Genomic DNA, 15,241 nt, shown 5'->3' on the forward strand with positions numbered 1-15,241 from the left:
TTTCTTGATTTAAAAAGGCAACTCATCTATTGATAAAAATCTTATTATCAGAATTTAATTATACAGTTATGAAAAAAAATGTTGCCGAATATATTACCCATAAATTAAAAGAAATTGGCGTAAAAAGAATATGGGCCGTTACCGGCGATGCCTTGAATGCCTTTGCAGATGCGGTGCAAAAAGATGATGAATTGCAATGGATGGCGATGCGGCATGAAGAAAATGCGGCTTTTGCCTGTTATGGTTCGGCACAATTAACAGAAGACATTGCAGTTTGTGCGGGGACGGTTGGGCCGGGTGCTTTGCATTTAATCAATGGTTTATATAACGCAAAAAAAGCCAGGGTTCCTGTTTTGGCCATTACTGGGCAAGTGCCAACCTTAGAGATAGGTACCGGCTATTTCCAAGAGGTAGATTTAAAAAAAACGTTTGATGATATTTGTGGCTATCAGGCAATTATCCACTCTCCGGAGCAAGCTCCAAGGATGTTGAATAAGGCTTTACAGGTTGCCCTCTGGGACAGAACCGTTGTGCGTTTAGAAATTCCGCATGATGTAACCACGCAAACGATAGATGATATGTATTTTGACCATCCGGTGGTGGTTTCAAAATCTAAATTGATTTGCCCAGATGAAGATATTCTTAAAGCTGTAGATTTGATTGATAGTGGAAAGAAAATCAGCATTTTAGCCGGTTGTGGTGCAAGAGAAGCCAAGGAAGAGGTAATTTTGCTTTCTGAAAAACTTAACGCACCAATTGTACATTCTTTAAAAGGATCGGATGTTTTTAGCGAGGATATTGAAAACGTGGTTGGTTTAACTGGTTTGATAGGTAACCATCCTGGTTATAGTGCCGTGATGCACTGCGATGTACTTTTAATGATTGGCACAGACTTCCCTTACACCAATTTTTTGCCACAAGATAAAAAAGTGATCCAAATTGATATACGCCCAGAAAATTTAGGGAATAGGGTTAGTATTAACCATGGTATTATTGGCGATGCAAAGGATACCGTGAGGAGGATCATAGAAAAGGTTTCTCCGAAAAAAGAAAACGATTTTTTGAAAGACCACCAAAAGGCCCATAAAAAATGGCGAGAGCAAATGACCAAAGAAAGCGCTTTAGAAAACGATAATATCCCTCTATTACCAAGCTTATTTGCTTCAGAATTAAATAAACAAGCATCTAACGATGCGATATTCGCTTTAGAAACTGGGGAATCTGCCGTTTGGGGCGCAAGATATATGGTTTACCATGGGCAACGAAGGATCATAGGTTCTTTTAACCACGGCTCTATGGCAGTTGGTTTGCCAGCTTGTTTAGGTGCACAGGCTGCTTACCCCAACAGGCAGGTTTGGGGGCTTTTAGGTGATGGAGCTTTTGTGATGGCGATGCAAGATCTAGTAACCGCTGTTAGGTATAAATTACCCATTAAATTGATTGTTTTTAACAATAAAGAATTGGGCTTTGTGAAAATGGAAATGGAGGAGGCCGGTTTGGCGAAAAGCAGCGAAGCTTTGAAACTTCAAAACCCAGATTTTGTAGCTTATGCAAAAGCTTGTGGTGCAGATGGGATCAAAGTAGAAAAGGCAGGGGATATTCCGGCCGCAATAAAGACAGCAATTGCGTCTCCATTACCATTTATCATTGATGCGGTTGTTACTTCAGGCGTTTTAACGCTGCCCCCAAAAATCACTTTAGAAGAAGCTTACGGATTTAGCAGGTCAAAAGCAAAAGAAGCTATTCTTTCTATTAAGGGAGATGAAAGCCAATGGGAAAACATAAAATCGGAAATAAAAGCTTATTTCACAAAAATCTAAAAAAGGATGACTAAAAAAACATTTATTCTCGCCAGCATTATTTTTATCGGTTTAATTATAGTGCTGATGGAATCGGCTAGCTTAAATTGGGCTTGGAGCTTGGTAATTCTTGTCCCGTTGATACTATTAGGGATTTACGATTTATTACAAACAAAAAATAGCATTTTAAGAAACTATCCAATAGTTGGCCATATGCGGTATCTATTAAAAGATATTGGGCCAGAATTGCATCAGTATTTTGTAGAGAACAATACCGATGGAAAACCTTTTAGCGCAAATAGAAGAAATTATATTGAGAGCCATGCTACTTTAACTGCTGAAAACCATCCTTTTGGTACAGAGTTAAACATTTACAAAAACAATTACGATTGGATGGAGCATAGTATTTATGCTGCCGAAAGATTAAAAGAAGTACCACGTGTAAATATTGGTGGCATAGATTGTAAACAGCCTTACTCAGCAAGTATTTTTAATATTTCTGCCATGAGCTATGGTTCTTTATCGCCAAATGCGGTAGAGGCTTTAAATATAGCGGCAAGGGAAGGCAATTTCTTTCACGATACCGGGGAAGGCGGCATTTCTCCTTACCATAGAAAAGGAGGGGACCTTGTTTGGGAAATAGGGACTGCTTATTTTGGTTGTAGAACAGATGATGGTGGTTTTGACAGAGAAAAATTTAAAGAAAAAGCCAATTGGCCAGAGGTTAAAATGATCGAGATTAAAATCAGTCAAGGAGCAAAGCCGGGGCATGGCGGTGTTTTGCCGGCCGCTAAAAACAATCAAGAAATTGCGGATATACGTGGGGTAGAGCCTCACAAAGATATTATTTCGCCACCTTCTCATAAGACTTTTAAAAATGCTAAGGAGCTTTGCTTCTGGATCAAAGATCTAAGGGAAATGAGCAATGGAAAACCCATAGGTTTTAAATTGTGCATTGGTAGCCAACAAGAGTTTATAGACATCTGCGAGCAAATGGTAGAAACTGGGATCAAGCCAGATTTTATTACTGTTGATGGTGCCGAGGGAGGAACGGGAGCCGCCCCGATAGATTTTTCTGATTCGGTTGGGATGCCTTGGGAACCCGCATTGATTTTTGTTTGCGATACCTTAAAGAAATATGGCTTAAAAGATGAAATCAAAATCATCACGGCCTCTAAAATAGTTTCTGCATTTGATATTTTTAAAGCGATTTGCATCGGGGCAGATCTGTGCAACTCTGCAAGGGGGATGATGTTTGCCTTGGGATGTATACAATCTTTGAGGTGCCATACCAATACTTGTCCAACGGGTGTTGCTACGCAAAATAAGAATTTGGTAAAGGGTTTGGTGGTTGCAGAAAAATGGAAACGCGTTAAAAATTACCATCAAGAAGTAACCAAAAGCTTTTTAGATTTATTAGCTGCTGCCGGATGTACCGAATTAAATCAATTAAACAGAGCAATGATACACAAACAAATGGGTGTGGAAGAAAAAACGATCAGCGAGGTTTATGAAAGCAAATATTAATCTGATTGGGGTTTATTTCTATTTGCAGCTGTAAATTAACTATCTATAGTTTTGAGATAGTTAAATCATGAATAAGTGATCAAAAAAAAATTGGGCGTTTTAACACTCTGCCAAGTGGTGGATATATCTCTTTTGTTATCCTTCGTATTCTATTCCCTCTTCGACTTCCTCTTCGACTCCCTCTTCGACTTCGCTCAGAGTGACAATGCTTAGCGTTACATTGCTTAATGTTACATTGATCAGAGAGAGACAATGTTCAGGAAGACAATGTTCAGAAAGACAATGCTCTGGATGACAGCAAAAAAGCCTGCCCGAATTACAGGCGGGGATGTGGCTGCAATAATTAACCGCAAAACGGAATAATTCATGTTTTCACAACCGGCACAATTGCGGTTGTTAACCTACTGATACAGGTTATTTTACCTTTATCGTTATATAGTTTAATATCCCAAACATGGGTTTTGCCACCAATATGGATTGGGGTACAAATGCCGGTTACAAAGCCAGATTTTACCGGACGTAGATGATTGGCGTTAACCTCTAAACCTACGCCCATCTTAAAATTGGTATCCAAAACCAAATTACTGGCCACGCTGCCCAAAGTTTCTGTTAAAACTACAGAAGCACCACCGTGTAAAATGCCATAGGGCTGACGGGTTCTCTCATCAACCGGCATTGTGGCTTTGATGTAATCATCGCCAATTTCAATAAATTCTATACCCAATAAGCCTCCAATGTTATTTTTTGGTCGGTTGTTTAGTTCTTCTAAATCGGGCTTGGCAAACCAGATCATTTTTTGAGGTATAATTCTTTCATCACATTAAAATGATGTTCTATGTGTCCAAAAATGATAAATAACAATGCGCCCACAGAAATGCTATTTCCGTTTGCCGTTCCCTTTTTTTTCATATCCTCATCAGATAAAGATTTAAAGAAAAACAGGTTTGCCTGGCGAAGCATTACCAATTCATCCACCAAATCGCTATAAGTATATCTATCTATCGGTGTGTTTACAACAATCTCATCTTGATCGTAGCCCGGTAAATCGGTCTGGTCATTTCTGGCAATCCGCATGGCCCTGTATGTCATTACTCGTTCTGTATCAATTAAATGAGAGATTACTTCTTTAACTGTCCATTTTCCTTCGGCGTAAGCAAAATCATATTTTTTTTCTGGGATGTCTGCCAAAAAATCATCTATGCTGTTCAATTGATTTTTTAATCTCCGTAAAATAGGTTGGTTGCCTGCCGTTGCCAGCTTGATATATCCTTCATAAAATGGTGCGTATTCGTTACTTAGGGGTTGGTACATAATTTAAACTGCTTTTAATAATTATTCTAAAGGTTGTTCCTTTACCTATTTCAGAATCTTTCACAAAGATTTGTCCTTTGTGATAATTCTCTACAATTCTTTTTGTTAATGATAATCCTAAACCCCATCCTCTTTTTCTGGTGGTAAAACCGGGCTGAAATACCGCTTCAAATTTAGAACGTGGAATCCCTTTGCCAGTATCTGTAATATCTACAAATATCTGTTCTTTTGCTAGGTTTTCAATTATATTTACAGAAATTTTACCGCTGCCATCAATCGCATTTACTGCATTTTTAAGAATGTTCTCTATTACCCAATCAAATAGGGGGATATTGATCAATGCTTCTTGTTGCTCATCTCCGGTTACGGTAAACTCTATTTTATCGCTTACCCTAACGCTAAAATAATCTACAAAATCTTTTATGGTTTCATAAACAGAATGGCTGGTTAAGATAGGCATAGAGCCTATTTTTGAGAACCTATCCGCAACGATCTCTAATCTTTTCACATCGTTTTCCATCTGGATGATGAGCGGGTCTTGTTCTGCATTAAACTTATCTTTCAAAAGTTCTACCCAAGCCATTAAAGATGATATTGGGGTGCCTAATTGATGGGCTGTTTCTTTTGCCAAACCTACCCAAACCTGGTTTTGCTCTGCCCGCCGAGAAGAATTAAAAGTAGTATAGGCGATTAATAAAAAAACCGCGATTACAGAAAGTTGGATGTAAGGGAATACCCTTAATTGGCTCAAAAGATTGCTATCTTTATAATAAACATAGTTTTTCTTGCCGTTCATTTCTATAACGATGGCCTCATGTTGTGATTTCATGATCCTCAGCTGTCTTTGAAAATAGCTTGGGTCATAAACCTTGTCTTTTTCTATCTTATAATATGTTTTTGTGGTGTCTAAAGCTGTGTAAACCGTGATCGAGTCTTTATCGTTTGTTACGATCGCAGGCACTACCAAACTATCTTTAACGGTAAAAAGATAGTTCATCATTTCATCGTTATCGGTCTCGAACAATTTTTTTAAACTTTGGCTCCAAACTTCTGCTCTGGTGCGTTCTGATTTGGAAATCCCTTGAACTAAAAAATCTGTGTACCAAAGGGAAGAAGTGGCAATGATCACTGCAAAAAACAGCAAAAGGTATTTCCAGCGTTTCTTATTTTGGTATGGATTCATTTGTAAAGCTTGGTACTATAGCTTAAAGTTAGCTGCCAAGATAAATATTTAAAACTAAACGGTAGTTTTAGAGATTTGTTGAGTTAGGCCCAGATTTAACTAAAAAGCGAATTTTGTAACCACAGATTTTCAAACATAAAAATGTGGAAATTTTCTCCGTATTTAAGAGGATGAACGCAGATTACATTAAGATAAAAACTAATTCCCGCCAATAATTACCGGGTTTTTACCACTTCCCATTATGATCACTTTTGCGTTTGCCGATGTTGCGATAGCTTGTTGCGCTTTGATACTCTCATATTGCAATTGCTTATCAGACAAACCGGTGGATAATATTTTTTGATAATCTGCAATACCCTGCGCTTCTACTCTTTTACGTTCTGCTTCTTGTTTTTCTTTTTGGAGAACGAATGTCATTTTCTGGGCATCTTGTTCTGCATTAATCTTTGATTCTATTGATGCTTTTACGGATGCCGGCAATGTGATATTCCTTATCAACAATTGTTGTAGTTGCAATCCTCTTTTTGCGAAGCTTGTTTCGATGGTATTGTAGATTTTATTCTGAAATTCATCTCTTTTGGAAGAATACAAGGCAACGGCATCATAAGAAACGGCATTGTCTCTAATTGCGGTACGTGAAACCGGGCGTACTATTTTATCTAAATAATCGGTTCCTATTTGCTGTAAGATCCGGGGTGCTTCGCTGCTTTTTACGTTAAAAAGAACAGAAAGGTCTATTACCACTTCTAAACCATCGGCGGTTAAGATACGAATGGCATCATCGCCTTTAACCGTACCTTCTTCATGATCGGCAGACATGGTGTAAGTTTGCGTTCTTACATCAAAGTCTGTAACTTCTACCAAAGGGTTTACAAAATTCAATCCGCTGTAAAGCACCTCATTATCTACCTTCCCAAATAGAGATTTTACGCCTACCTGTCCGGGTTCAATCGTTTTAAAACAAGAAGTAAAAACACCTAGTAAAATGAATATGGGCGAGATTACATATAAAATACGCCCTAGCTTATCTGCTTGGTCATTAGGTTGCTTTGATAATACAAAACCGATAATTAGCGCAATAATTCCTAAAACAATTAATACCATGGTTTGGGTTTATTAAAATTTATTTCTTTTCTTATTTTTTTGTTGAACCTTATTTTCTGCCATTTTCTTAAGTTCTGTTTGTACACTTTTAGTGTGCTTGATCTTATAAAACAATGTTAAACCAAAGGCGGCCGCACATAAGATAACAATAAAATAGTTATGGTGCTTTACCCCGTAATAACCAATGATAACCGATGCAATTAGAAGAATGTTTAAAATAACGCTAAAAACGATGTGCTTACCCATTAGTAAACCTGAATGCTATCATCAATTTCTGCCGCCCATGCCAAAATACCACCTTTTAGATTATATAAATTTGAGTAACCTAAGTTTTGCTCTAATTGGTTGATCGCTGCGGCACTTCTTGCCCCGCTTCTGCATTGCATTACTACGGGTTTTTCTTTTGAAATCTTATCCGCCTCTATCACTACCCCTGCCAAAGGGATGTTTTCTCCTTGGATATTAGACATTTCATATTCAAATGGTTCTCTCACATCTATCAACTGGAAATCTTTGCCTTCTTCTTTCCATTGTTGCAATTCTGATACTGATATCTCTTTCATACTGACATTTTTTATCAAAGCTATAAAAATTTTGTATCGATAATAGTTGTGCGCTATTGAAATGAGAAATACTTACAATTATTTTATAATACTAATTAGGTGTTAAGTAACTTTTGGGCAATTTGATTTTTAGCAGTTGGCAGTTATCATCTTTAAAAGAGGTAAAATATAAAATTTCATTTTTAGTATCATAAACTGCCGAAACTTGCGAATTAAAATCGTTTATTTTTGGGCCTAAATTAATTGGTTCGCTCCAGTTTTTCCAAGTATCATCTAATCTTATGGTAAAATATAAATCCATGCTCCCATAACTGCTTCTTCCATTGCTGGCAAAAATTAAGGTTTTTTCATCATCACATAAAAACGGATTTACTTCATCGTTGGCAGAATTAACAACCTTCCCCAAATTTTGTAGATAAGAATAAGTACCGTCTTCTTTAACCTTAGAATAATAAACATCTACTCCACCTTGTGTAATATCAGACTCTATAGTCATTAAAATGGTACTTGCATCTTTGTTTGCACACAAACCTGCTGTCGTATCAAAATTGCTGTAAGCTGCAATTTCTAAAGGTTTTTCGTAGCCAAAGTTAGCTCCATTTAATTTAAAGAATTTAAACCCACTTTCACTTGTCCCTTTTTTATAATTTGATCCGCCTGTTATAAATTTATCGCCTATTATGGCAACTATATAATTGTAATTTTCATTGATATTGATTGATGGGGATAATAAATTGGGTTCGCTTAATTTATCTCCTTCAAAATTCAAAGCGTAAATATTGCTATGGTCTTCATCATTATCTATATTGACGTAAATCTTATCTTTTGTTAGGGCATTTATCGTAAAAGATTGTTTTGAGGAGTAAAGTAATTGTGCATTATAGGGCGAGTTTTCTAAGTCTTTTTTAGTGTTGATTTCTGGAAGTATAGGCTGATCTGTATCTGAAATTCCGATAGCATCTATTTGTTTATCGCCGCTGGTTTTTTTGAAATTAAAAACTACTCTTAATGCTTTTATGTTTTCTAAAGGTTCTTCTAAAACAGCATATTCAATACCTGGATTAACATTTACTTCTGGCGCTGCCACAACTTTTCTTCTCTTTCTACTAAAATAATATCCGCGATTATATTCGGCATATTTTGCCTTCCAATTTTCTATATCTATCTTATTTCTAAAAACTTCTTTGTATTTCCCATCACCAGTACCGGCCATCACCTTTACCAAACAGCCTGCATTCAAATTCTCAAAAATGGCTATTTGCTTTACCGTTTGTGCTTTGGCAAATTCTACTTCAATAAAATCATGGCCATCTTGTGCATCTTTTGGTGCCCAAGCATTTGGACTGTCTCCACCTTGTGGAAATACATCGGGACGGCCAATTACCCTACGAGAACTATATTGCTTACCCCCTAAATCTGATGAGCTTTTTATAACTTTTGCAACCCACTGCACCTGTTGGCAAAAGCCGAAGATGGGGCAAAAAAGCAGGATCAATAATTTTTTCATGATTTGATAATAATTCTTTTAATAAAAAACGGTTACAACCTAGGTTGCAACCGTACCACAAACAATTGCTACTAGTAGCAATAGATTTTAATTATTTACCTTAATTTTTTCTACCTTTTTGTTTTTGAAAGCGTAAATAAACTCTCCATCGTCAGATATATCTATGCCGTTGCCAAACTTTGGGCTGCCGCCTTTACCTTTAGATTCTACCGACCCCTTAGTTTCACCAGTTTCCATATTGATACCATAAATAATGTTTTTGCTGTTTGTTTGATTTCTTAAGAAGAAATTACCTCCAATATCATACGAATAATCAATCCCCTTTAATTTATCGGTTGCGTAATTTCTTTTGCCATCAGCTTTTTTATAGCTAGCCAAACCTTTTTCAGAAACTACTACCACGTTATCTCCATAATCCAATACATCAAAAGCTTTTCCCACATTTGCACTGCTATGTTTTACGTCAAAAAGTTGTTTTCCAGAAGCAATATCATAAGAGTAAAATTCATCACCATCTCCAATAAAAACAGTTTTATCTTTATCGATGATCATATCTGTAATACGCTTATCAAATCTTTCTGACCGCCATGCAGTAGTTCCATCTTTATCGTTTAACGCCAATAAGCTGTTTTTTTGGTTCACATAATCAAAGTAAATCTTATAAGTTAATCCACCATCAGTAGATTTTTCTATTTCTTGAACCTGCACCTTACCGCCTATTTGCAATAAAATTTTATCTCCGGATTTGTATATTTTTGGCATAGAAAAAGCACCTGTAATTTTTTCTGAAGCCCACAATAATTTACCTGTTTGTATATCATGTTTTTCTACATACTTAGTTTTGTTACGGGTGGCAAAAATCACAAGATAAACAGCATCATCTGTAAATAGCGGATCGGCCAGGGTTCTGTATGTTTCTTTTCTTGATCCACCACCAAATGGTACTTTGCTCGATTTTGCCATGTCGTTTTCATAATCTACCTCCCATAATTTTTGTCCGCTATTTAGGTTATAAACCTGAATTCCATCGAGCCATAAATATACTTTGTCTCCTTTTACCCAAAGATCTATAATCGGTTTACGAGTAACCAATTCCTTTTCAATTGTACCTCTAAAAGACGCATCCCATACGATTTCGCCATTGGAAGCATTCACTTTTAAAAGCTGATTTTTAAAGCCACTAAGTAACGCCCCTAAAGCCGTAGGCTTATAGTTAAGCATTACGATCTCGTTTTTTTCCTTATCGTAACGGTATTCGGCAACAGCACCCTTAATCAATTTAGTTTCCCAAATTTTTTCGCCGGTTTTGGCTTTTACCAAGTTCATTCCATCTTTTTGAGCAATTAAAAAAGCATCTAATTCATCAATATATTTTACGGTCTCTACATCCTCACTGCTGCTCCCTAATTGTCCGTGATCTTTTGGCAACAAGTTTTGGTAATTTTCACTGTTCCATAACTCTTTCCCGGTTGCCATGTCTAAAACGGCAATCCTATCAGTACCTAATTTCCTAGAATCAAAAAGAAAAAGATAACCACCCTTTCCGTTTTCTTTCCAAATAGAGTATTGGTAATCGCATTTATTGGTTTTATTGGTGGTGATGTTTTTAAAATCGCCCGCCCAAATTTGTTTTCCTTCGCCATCAAGAACCGAAGCCGAATTATCATCTGTACCTAAAATATAAGAATCGCCAGAAGAACCAGTAACCGCTAAAACAGTTGCTTTGTTAGAAAATTCCGACTCCCATACCGATTTAAAGTTTCCGGAAGCTTTAGCTCCTTTACCTGAAACCATACCGCCTAATTTATCTTTTAATTTGCCAAATTGAGCGTTGGCCGCAAACCCGCTACTAACCAGCAGCAGAGAAAGCGCAATAATTTTTTTGTTCATGTTTGTGTGTTTGAGTTTGTGTGTTTTAGATTTCTATTGTTTGTCTGATTTTATATTTCTGTTGTTTGGGTAACTTGAAATTGAACTTATAGCTAAATAAATAGTCTGATAAAAAATCGAAGAAATCGTTATTTATAATATCAGAATCCACTTTGAAGAAAGTACCAATTTTACCGTTTTGCACTACGGAAATATCCGTAACGATATAACCTTTAAGTGCGGCAAATTTTTTGTTTTTCTTTTTCAAGAAAGCATCGCTTTTAAAAATCGCTTCTACTTCTTTGCTCACTTCTTCTTGCACTTGCTCTTCATCTGTAAGCGTGGCTCTTTTTTGTGCAGAAGCATTAAAACTTATTGCCATTATAAAAGAGAGAAAAAATAAACTGAAATAATTTTTTGTGCTCATGGTTTAATAATTTGTTAAACAAATGTACTACGGGAGAAATTTTTTTTAAATACGATGAATTACGTATTTTTTAATACCCACCACTACGTAGTACACCATTTAGAAATTGATCTTGATATTAATTTTGAAGAATAAGGGTTTTTTGTAAGGGAACTATTCTAGCCCCTAAATCACTTTACAAAATAGAGGCTTTGTTTTATCCAATTCTTACTTTTGTCGCAGGATTATTAAGTTCAATAACAAATTGATTTATAGTTGGTTGATTATTACTAAAAAGTTTTTTGTAGGCATTAATTTGTGTTGTTACAATTACACCTAATTACGGTTCGGTATATGAAAATTTGTGGATAAATAAACATAAATTTTCGGTTTAGTATTGAGCTTAAAAACACAAAAATACCTTTAAATTAAGCACTTAAAAGTAATTTTTATATAAGATGTTATGTGGTGTATTTAAAATGGTTTCCAATTAATGCCATCAGGCTTATCAATTCCTATTGATTTTACTGACCATTCCAATTCAATTAATATAGGTTTTCTGAAAATATTTTTTAGCCAATAAGGCGGATTTTTGTTTTTTAGTCGTTCTACATTACTTCCACATACAGAGATTACTTCATTGGTCTCATTCGTTAGTTAAAACTATGCGCTTTAGTGAAAGACTTTCAGTTTCTGGAATTTTATTGTTCTAGAATAATTACATCACTGTGGTTGTTGTCAGGAGCTCTGTGATATACAAGGTATCGTTGCACCATTTCGTCTGTAATATTTGCCGTACTCTAGACCCCCATCACCGATAGCCCAGAAGTGCCTTCCCCAATATTTTTTGCTAATATGTGGGAACTCTTCTTGAATACTCCTAGATGTCCGTCCTTTAACCTTTTTGACAATATCACTTATGTTTTTGCCGGGTGGATATTCTATGTGTAGATGTACATGGTCCGAACTCACAACACCAGATAAGATCACAACGTCTTCGGCTTCGCAAATCTGTTTTACCAGAGTTCTGCACCTAGTTTTTATATCTCCTTCAAGAACTTTATAGCGATATTTTGTTACCCAAACAATGTGCGCTGTCAGTCTGGAAATCGTATGTCCGTTATGCCTTTGTTTGTTTTCCACATATCAAAATTAGCCTTTTGCGTCCAGTGAGAAGAATTCCATTCTTCTTTCCTCAAAACCTATGCACTTTCAGTGCATAGTGGTTTAGTGGTGTTTCATATTATGGCGGTTTTTTAGCATTGCCACTAACGTTTTGCGGCTACCCGAAGGGCGGGACTTTTACCACAAAACTTGATTTGAAATACAGATGTTTGATTAATCACAAAACTGCCTTTGAAACACGGAACCCCGCCTTTTGGGGTGCTGTTATAGGGCGTTTTTTTCTGTCAATTAACCCTGATTCCATGTTTTAATAAATATTTTTGAAGCGAATCCTCTATGTTTTTGATGTCAGCGTCATTAAGTTGGATAAGACTTAAACCAAGTTGATTATAAATTTCAATTTTCTTGTTCTTACGCTGATTATATTTTTCGTCATTTTCCATTCCCCAATATTCAATGTAAACAGCTTTAGGTCTTCCATTTCCTGAGGGTATATGAAAGTCTGAATAAACATTTTCTGTAGTGTTCGGAAGTTTCTTTTCATATGCGTGTGCAATACCCCACAAATAAAGAGAGTCGTCAATTGTCAACTCCGCTTTAGAACGAACATAATGTCCGTCTTTAGTTCTGTATTCGGCAGGATATTTTTTCCTAAAGTCGTCAACAGTTTCAGTGTCCGATTTGCTAATGATTGTGTTTTCTTCTTTAGATGCGGGTTTCTCTTTCGGTGTTTCTTGGAATTGCTCAAGCAAGTCTTTGTTTTGAAGAACATTGTCAGGCCACAAAACATAAGAACCTCCAGACGTTTCGTGTTCAAATTGTTTGCCTCCTAAAGTTTCGCCAAGCTTAGTTAGTCCCCAGCCAGCTACTGTTTTTTCAATCCAGCCAAGTTCGTTTAACAGTAGGTTAAGTCGTTGAGATGAAATGTCAAAGTGCTTACCGATTGTAGTAGCATTGAGTAGTTTCGGTTTTTCTTTTTGTTGTCCACCATCAAGTGATATGTTTTCTGGCCAAACAACAAACTCTCCGAACTTCGGGTTGTTTCGTGTCTGTCCGCCTTTTTGCTTTCCAAGTTCTGTTAAAACCCACTTTTCATTTTTTCTTTCAATCCAACCAAATGTTTTCAGTTTGTCAAACAGGTCGGTTGATTTAATGTCGAGTTCGTTTGCAAGTGCTGATGTCGAAATGTATTCCATATTTTCTTGTCGTTGTGTCGTCTTAAAATGCCCTGTAACGGTTTGCAGCTACCCGAAGGGCGGGACTTATACCACAAAACTTGATTTGAAAAACTAATGTTTGATTAACCACAAAACTGTCTTTGGAACACGAAACCCCGCCTTTTGGGTAGGTGCTGTTATGGCCAGTAATTATTCTTCAGTAATTAATTCGTCAACTTGCTTTTTCAAAAGCGGCAGCTCCCGAACTATAATTGTCCATATAACTTCGTCTGAAATGTTGTCGTACGAATGAATTATTCGATTTCTTGTCCCAACTATATTTTTTGCATTGTCAAGCGGAAAATTTGCGTCAACCTTTAAAATTCGATTCATAGCTTCACCAATTATTTCCAAGTTTCTTTCAATGGCTTTCTTTTTCATCTTGTCGTTTTGATACGCAATGAAATCTCGTCTGTCGCCCAAAAAGTCAAATATTTCTTCGATGCAAACTTTAATATCTAACAACCAAACTTGAATTTTAATATCCATAAATTTTCACTTTGGTGTTGTCAAGTTCACGTCTGAAAAGTCTGTTTTTGATAGCTCTTTCTTCGAGTAAGTCAACTTGTCGTTTGAAAATGTCTTCGAGTTTTGACTTGAGGTTGAAGTAAATATCTGTGTATATAAACGGGTCTTTCTCGTCAATGTCAACAAGCAAGTCAATGTCTGATGTGTCGTTAAAGTCGTCCCTTGTCACTGAGCCAAAAGCAAATAAGGTCTTTACTTTGTTTATTTTACAAAGTTCCTGAATCTCGTCTATTTTAGGTTGCTCAATTTTCATAAGTCAAAAATAACCTTTTTCAAGGCAGTCCGCCAAAATATTATTGGCCATAACGGTTTACGTATTGGCGATGGTGGGGCATTTGAAAGACATCAGCTCAACCTTTGTACAAATGCCCAATAGAATTACAAATGTTGAGTTTACAACTGTCAGCCCCACTATTGCCAATACGATGTTGGTGGCTGGCGTTCTTTCGCTTTTAGTCTTGAATTCTGTTTGTCAAATTAAATTCTTGCAAAATTTTCCACTGTCCACCGTTTTCTTGTTCAATGACGCTAATTCGTTTAAACTTTAACTTTGTCGGCAAGTTTATTTCTAAAACTTGCTCAAATATTTTGTCGGTGCAGATTGAATTTCTTGGGTGCAATAAAGTTATGTGTGCCTCTTGTTTTCTTGGATTGTCAATAAGCCCACTTAAAACTTGTCTGCGTAAATTATAATATTCTTTGTTGTCATTTGTTGCTGGCAGTAACAGCCCTTTCTTGTTGTCAAACCTTGCAACTTTACCAAACTTAATAAAAATGCTTTGTTGTGTCTGTGTCAGCATAGACAAGTTTGATATTACTTGTTCAAGATTTTCTATTTCTTCTTCTCTACACAAAGTAACATGAGCTTTTATTATTGCAAATTGTCGTGGATTAAATTCTTGTCTTATTTGCTCAATTGTTACAGCGTCAGTTGGCTCTACAAATAAAGTTAATTGTCTGCGAATGTTAGAGGTCAATTTTGTCAGGCTTTAAATTGTTAGAGTGTGTCGCTTTACGCTTGCCACTAACGGTTTGCTAATTTGTACTGAAATGGCATTGCTTGCAAAACCATTGTCGTACCGCACTAAATTAAGTAAATAAT

At 36.3% G+C, this 15,241-nt stretch carries 15 protein-coding genes and 1 pseudogene; 2 read left to right on the forward strand and 14 right to left on the reverse strand.

The annotated features are described in order from the left end of the window. Nucleotides 1-68: 68 nt before the first annotated feature. The gene (locus I5M32_RS15085) at nucleotides 69-1,820 is read left to right on the forward strand and encodes a thiamine pyrophosphate-dependent enzyme (RefSeq protein ID WP_200587821.1); all 1,752 of its coding nucleotides are present in this window, start codon (nucleotides 69-71) and stop codon (nucleotides 1,818-1,820) included. 6 nt (nucleotides 1,821-1,826) lie between these two features. After that, a complete protein-coding gene (locus tag I5M32_RS15090; RefSeq protein WP_200587823.1) occupies nucleotides 1,827-3,326 on the forward strand; it encodes an FMN-binding glutamate synthase family protein in 1,500 nt (499 codons plus the stop codon). Between the two features lie 364 nt (nucleotides 3,327-3,690). On the opposite strand, the gene I5M32_RS15095 is transcribed toward I5M32_RS15090, so the two are convergent. The 14 genes and pseudogenes from I5M32_RS15095 to I5M32_RS15160 form a co-directional block, all read right to left on the reverse strand. Beyond that, the gene (locus I5M32_RS15095) at nucleotides 3,691-4,119 is read right to left on the reverse strand and encodes a hotdog fold thioesterase (RefSeq protein ID WP_200587825.1); all 429 of its coding nucleotides are present in this window, start codon (nucleotides 4,117-4,119) and stop codon (nucleotides 3,691-3,693) included. Next, the gene (locus I5M32_RS15100) at nucleotides 4,116-4,637 is read right to left on the reverse strand and encodes a DinB family protein (RefSeq protein WP_200587827.1); all 522 of its coding nucleotides are present in this window, start codon (nucleotides 4,635-4,637) and stop codon (nucleotides 4,116-4,118) included. The genes I5M32_RS15095 and I5M32_RS15100 overlap by 4 nt, the downstream gene beginning before the upstream one ends. Then, nucleotides 4,618-5,820, reverse strand: a complete 1,203-nt coding sequence (locus I5M32_RS15105; protein WP_200587829.1) for a sensor histidine kinase — start codon at nucleotides 5,818-5,820, stop codon at nucleotides 4,618-4,620. The genes I5M32_RS15100 and I5M32_RS15105 overlap by 20 nt, the downstream gene beginning before the upstream one ends. Before the next feature lie 198 nt (nucleotides 5,821-6,018). Next, nucleotides 6,019-6,924, reverse strand: a complete 906-nt coding sequence (locus I5M32_RS15110) for a prohibitin family protein (protein WP_200587831.1) — start codon at nucleotides 6,922-6,924, stop codon at nucleotides 6,019-6,021. A 12-nt stretch (nucleotides 6,925-6,936) separates the two neighbouring features. Further along, the gene (locus I5M32_RS15115; protein ID WP_200587832.1) at nucleotides 6,937-7,170 is read right to left on the reverse strand and encodes a DUF6358 family protein; all 234 of its coding nucleotides are present in this window, start codon (nucleotides 7,168-7,170) and stop codon (nucleotides 6,937-6,939) included. Beyond that, nucleotides 7,170-7,487 (reverse strand): rhodanese-like domain-containing protein, encoded by a 318-nt coding sequence (locus tag I5M32_RS15120; RefSeq protein ID WP_200587834.1) that lies wholly within the window; start codon nucleotides 7,485-7,487, stop codon nucleotides 7,170-7,172. The genes I5M32_RS15115 and I5M32_RS15120 overlap by 1 nt, the downstream gene beginning before the upstream one ends. Before the next feature lie 91 nt (nucleotides 7,488-7,578). Then, complete coding sequence (locus tag I5M32_RS15125) at nucleotides 7,579-8,994, reverse strand: hypothetical protein (RefSeq protein ID WP_200587836.1); 1,416 nt, start codon at nucleotides 8,992-8,994, stop codon at nucleotides 7,579-7,581. Nucleotides 8,995-9,081: 87 nt separating this feature from the next. Further along, nucleotides 9,082-10,884 carry an outer membrane protein assembly factor BamB family protein gene (locus I5M32_RS15130; protein WP_200587838.1) on the reverse strand — a complete coding sequence of 601 codons (1,803 nt, stop codon included), beginning with the start codon at nucleotides 10,882-10,884 and terminating at the stop codon, nucleotides 9,082-9,084. Nucleotides 10,885-10,909: 25 nt separating this feature from the next. Next, nucleotides 10,910-11,290: a hypothetical protein gene (locus I5M32_RS15135; RefSeq protein WP_200587840.1), complete on the reverse strand. Its 381-nt coding sequence runs from the start codon at nucleotides 11,288-11,290 to the stop codon at nucleotides 10,910-10,912. A 680-nt stretch (nucleotides 11,291-11,970) separates the two neighbouring features. Beyond that, nucleotides 11,971-12,412: pseudogene (gene tnpA / locus I5M32_RS15140) on the reverse strand (IS200/IS605 family transposase). Between the two features lie 266 nt (nucleotides 12,413-12,678). Continuing rightward, a complete protein-coding gene (locus tag I5M32_RS15145) occupies nucleotides 12,679-13,590 on the reverse strand; it encodes a hypothetical protein (RefSeq protein WP_200587842.1) in 912 nt (303 codons plus the stop codon). 171 nt (nucleotides 13,591-13,761) lie between these two features. Beyond that, nucleotides 13,762-14,100, reverse strand: a complete 339-nt coding sequence (locus tag I5M32_RS15150) for a HepT-like ribonuclease domain-containing protein (protein WP_200587844.1) — start codon at nucleotides 14,098-14,100, stop codon at nucleotides 13,762-13,764. Beyond that, complete coding sequence (locus tag I5M32_RS15155; protein WP_200587846.1) at nucleotides 14,090-14,392, reverse strand: nucleotidyltransferase family protein; 303 nt, start codon at nucleotides 14,390-14,392, stop codon at nucleotides 14,090-14,092. The genes I5M32_RS15150 and I5M32_RS15155 overlap by 11 nt, the downstream gene beginning before the upstream one ends. Before the next feature lie 199 nt (nucleotides 14,393-14,591). Beyond that, the gene (locus I5M32_RS15160) at nucleotides 14,592-15,116 is read right to left on the reverse strand and encodes a 2'-5' RNA ligase family protein (protein ID WP_200587848.1); all 525 of its coding nucleotides are present in this window, start codon (nucleotides 15,114-15,116) and stop codon (nucleotides 14,592-14,594) included. Nucleotides 15,117-15,241: the final 125 nt, after the last annotated feature.

It is taken from the genome of Pedobacter segetis, from assembly GCF_016623585.1.
Taxonomy (GTDB): Bacteria; Bacteroidota; Bacteroidia; order Sphingobacteriales; family Sphingobacteriaceae; genus Pseudopedobacter; species Pseudopedobacter segetis.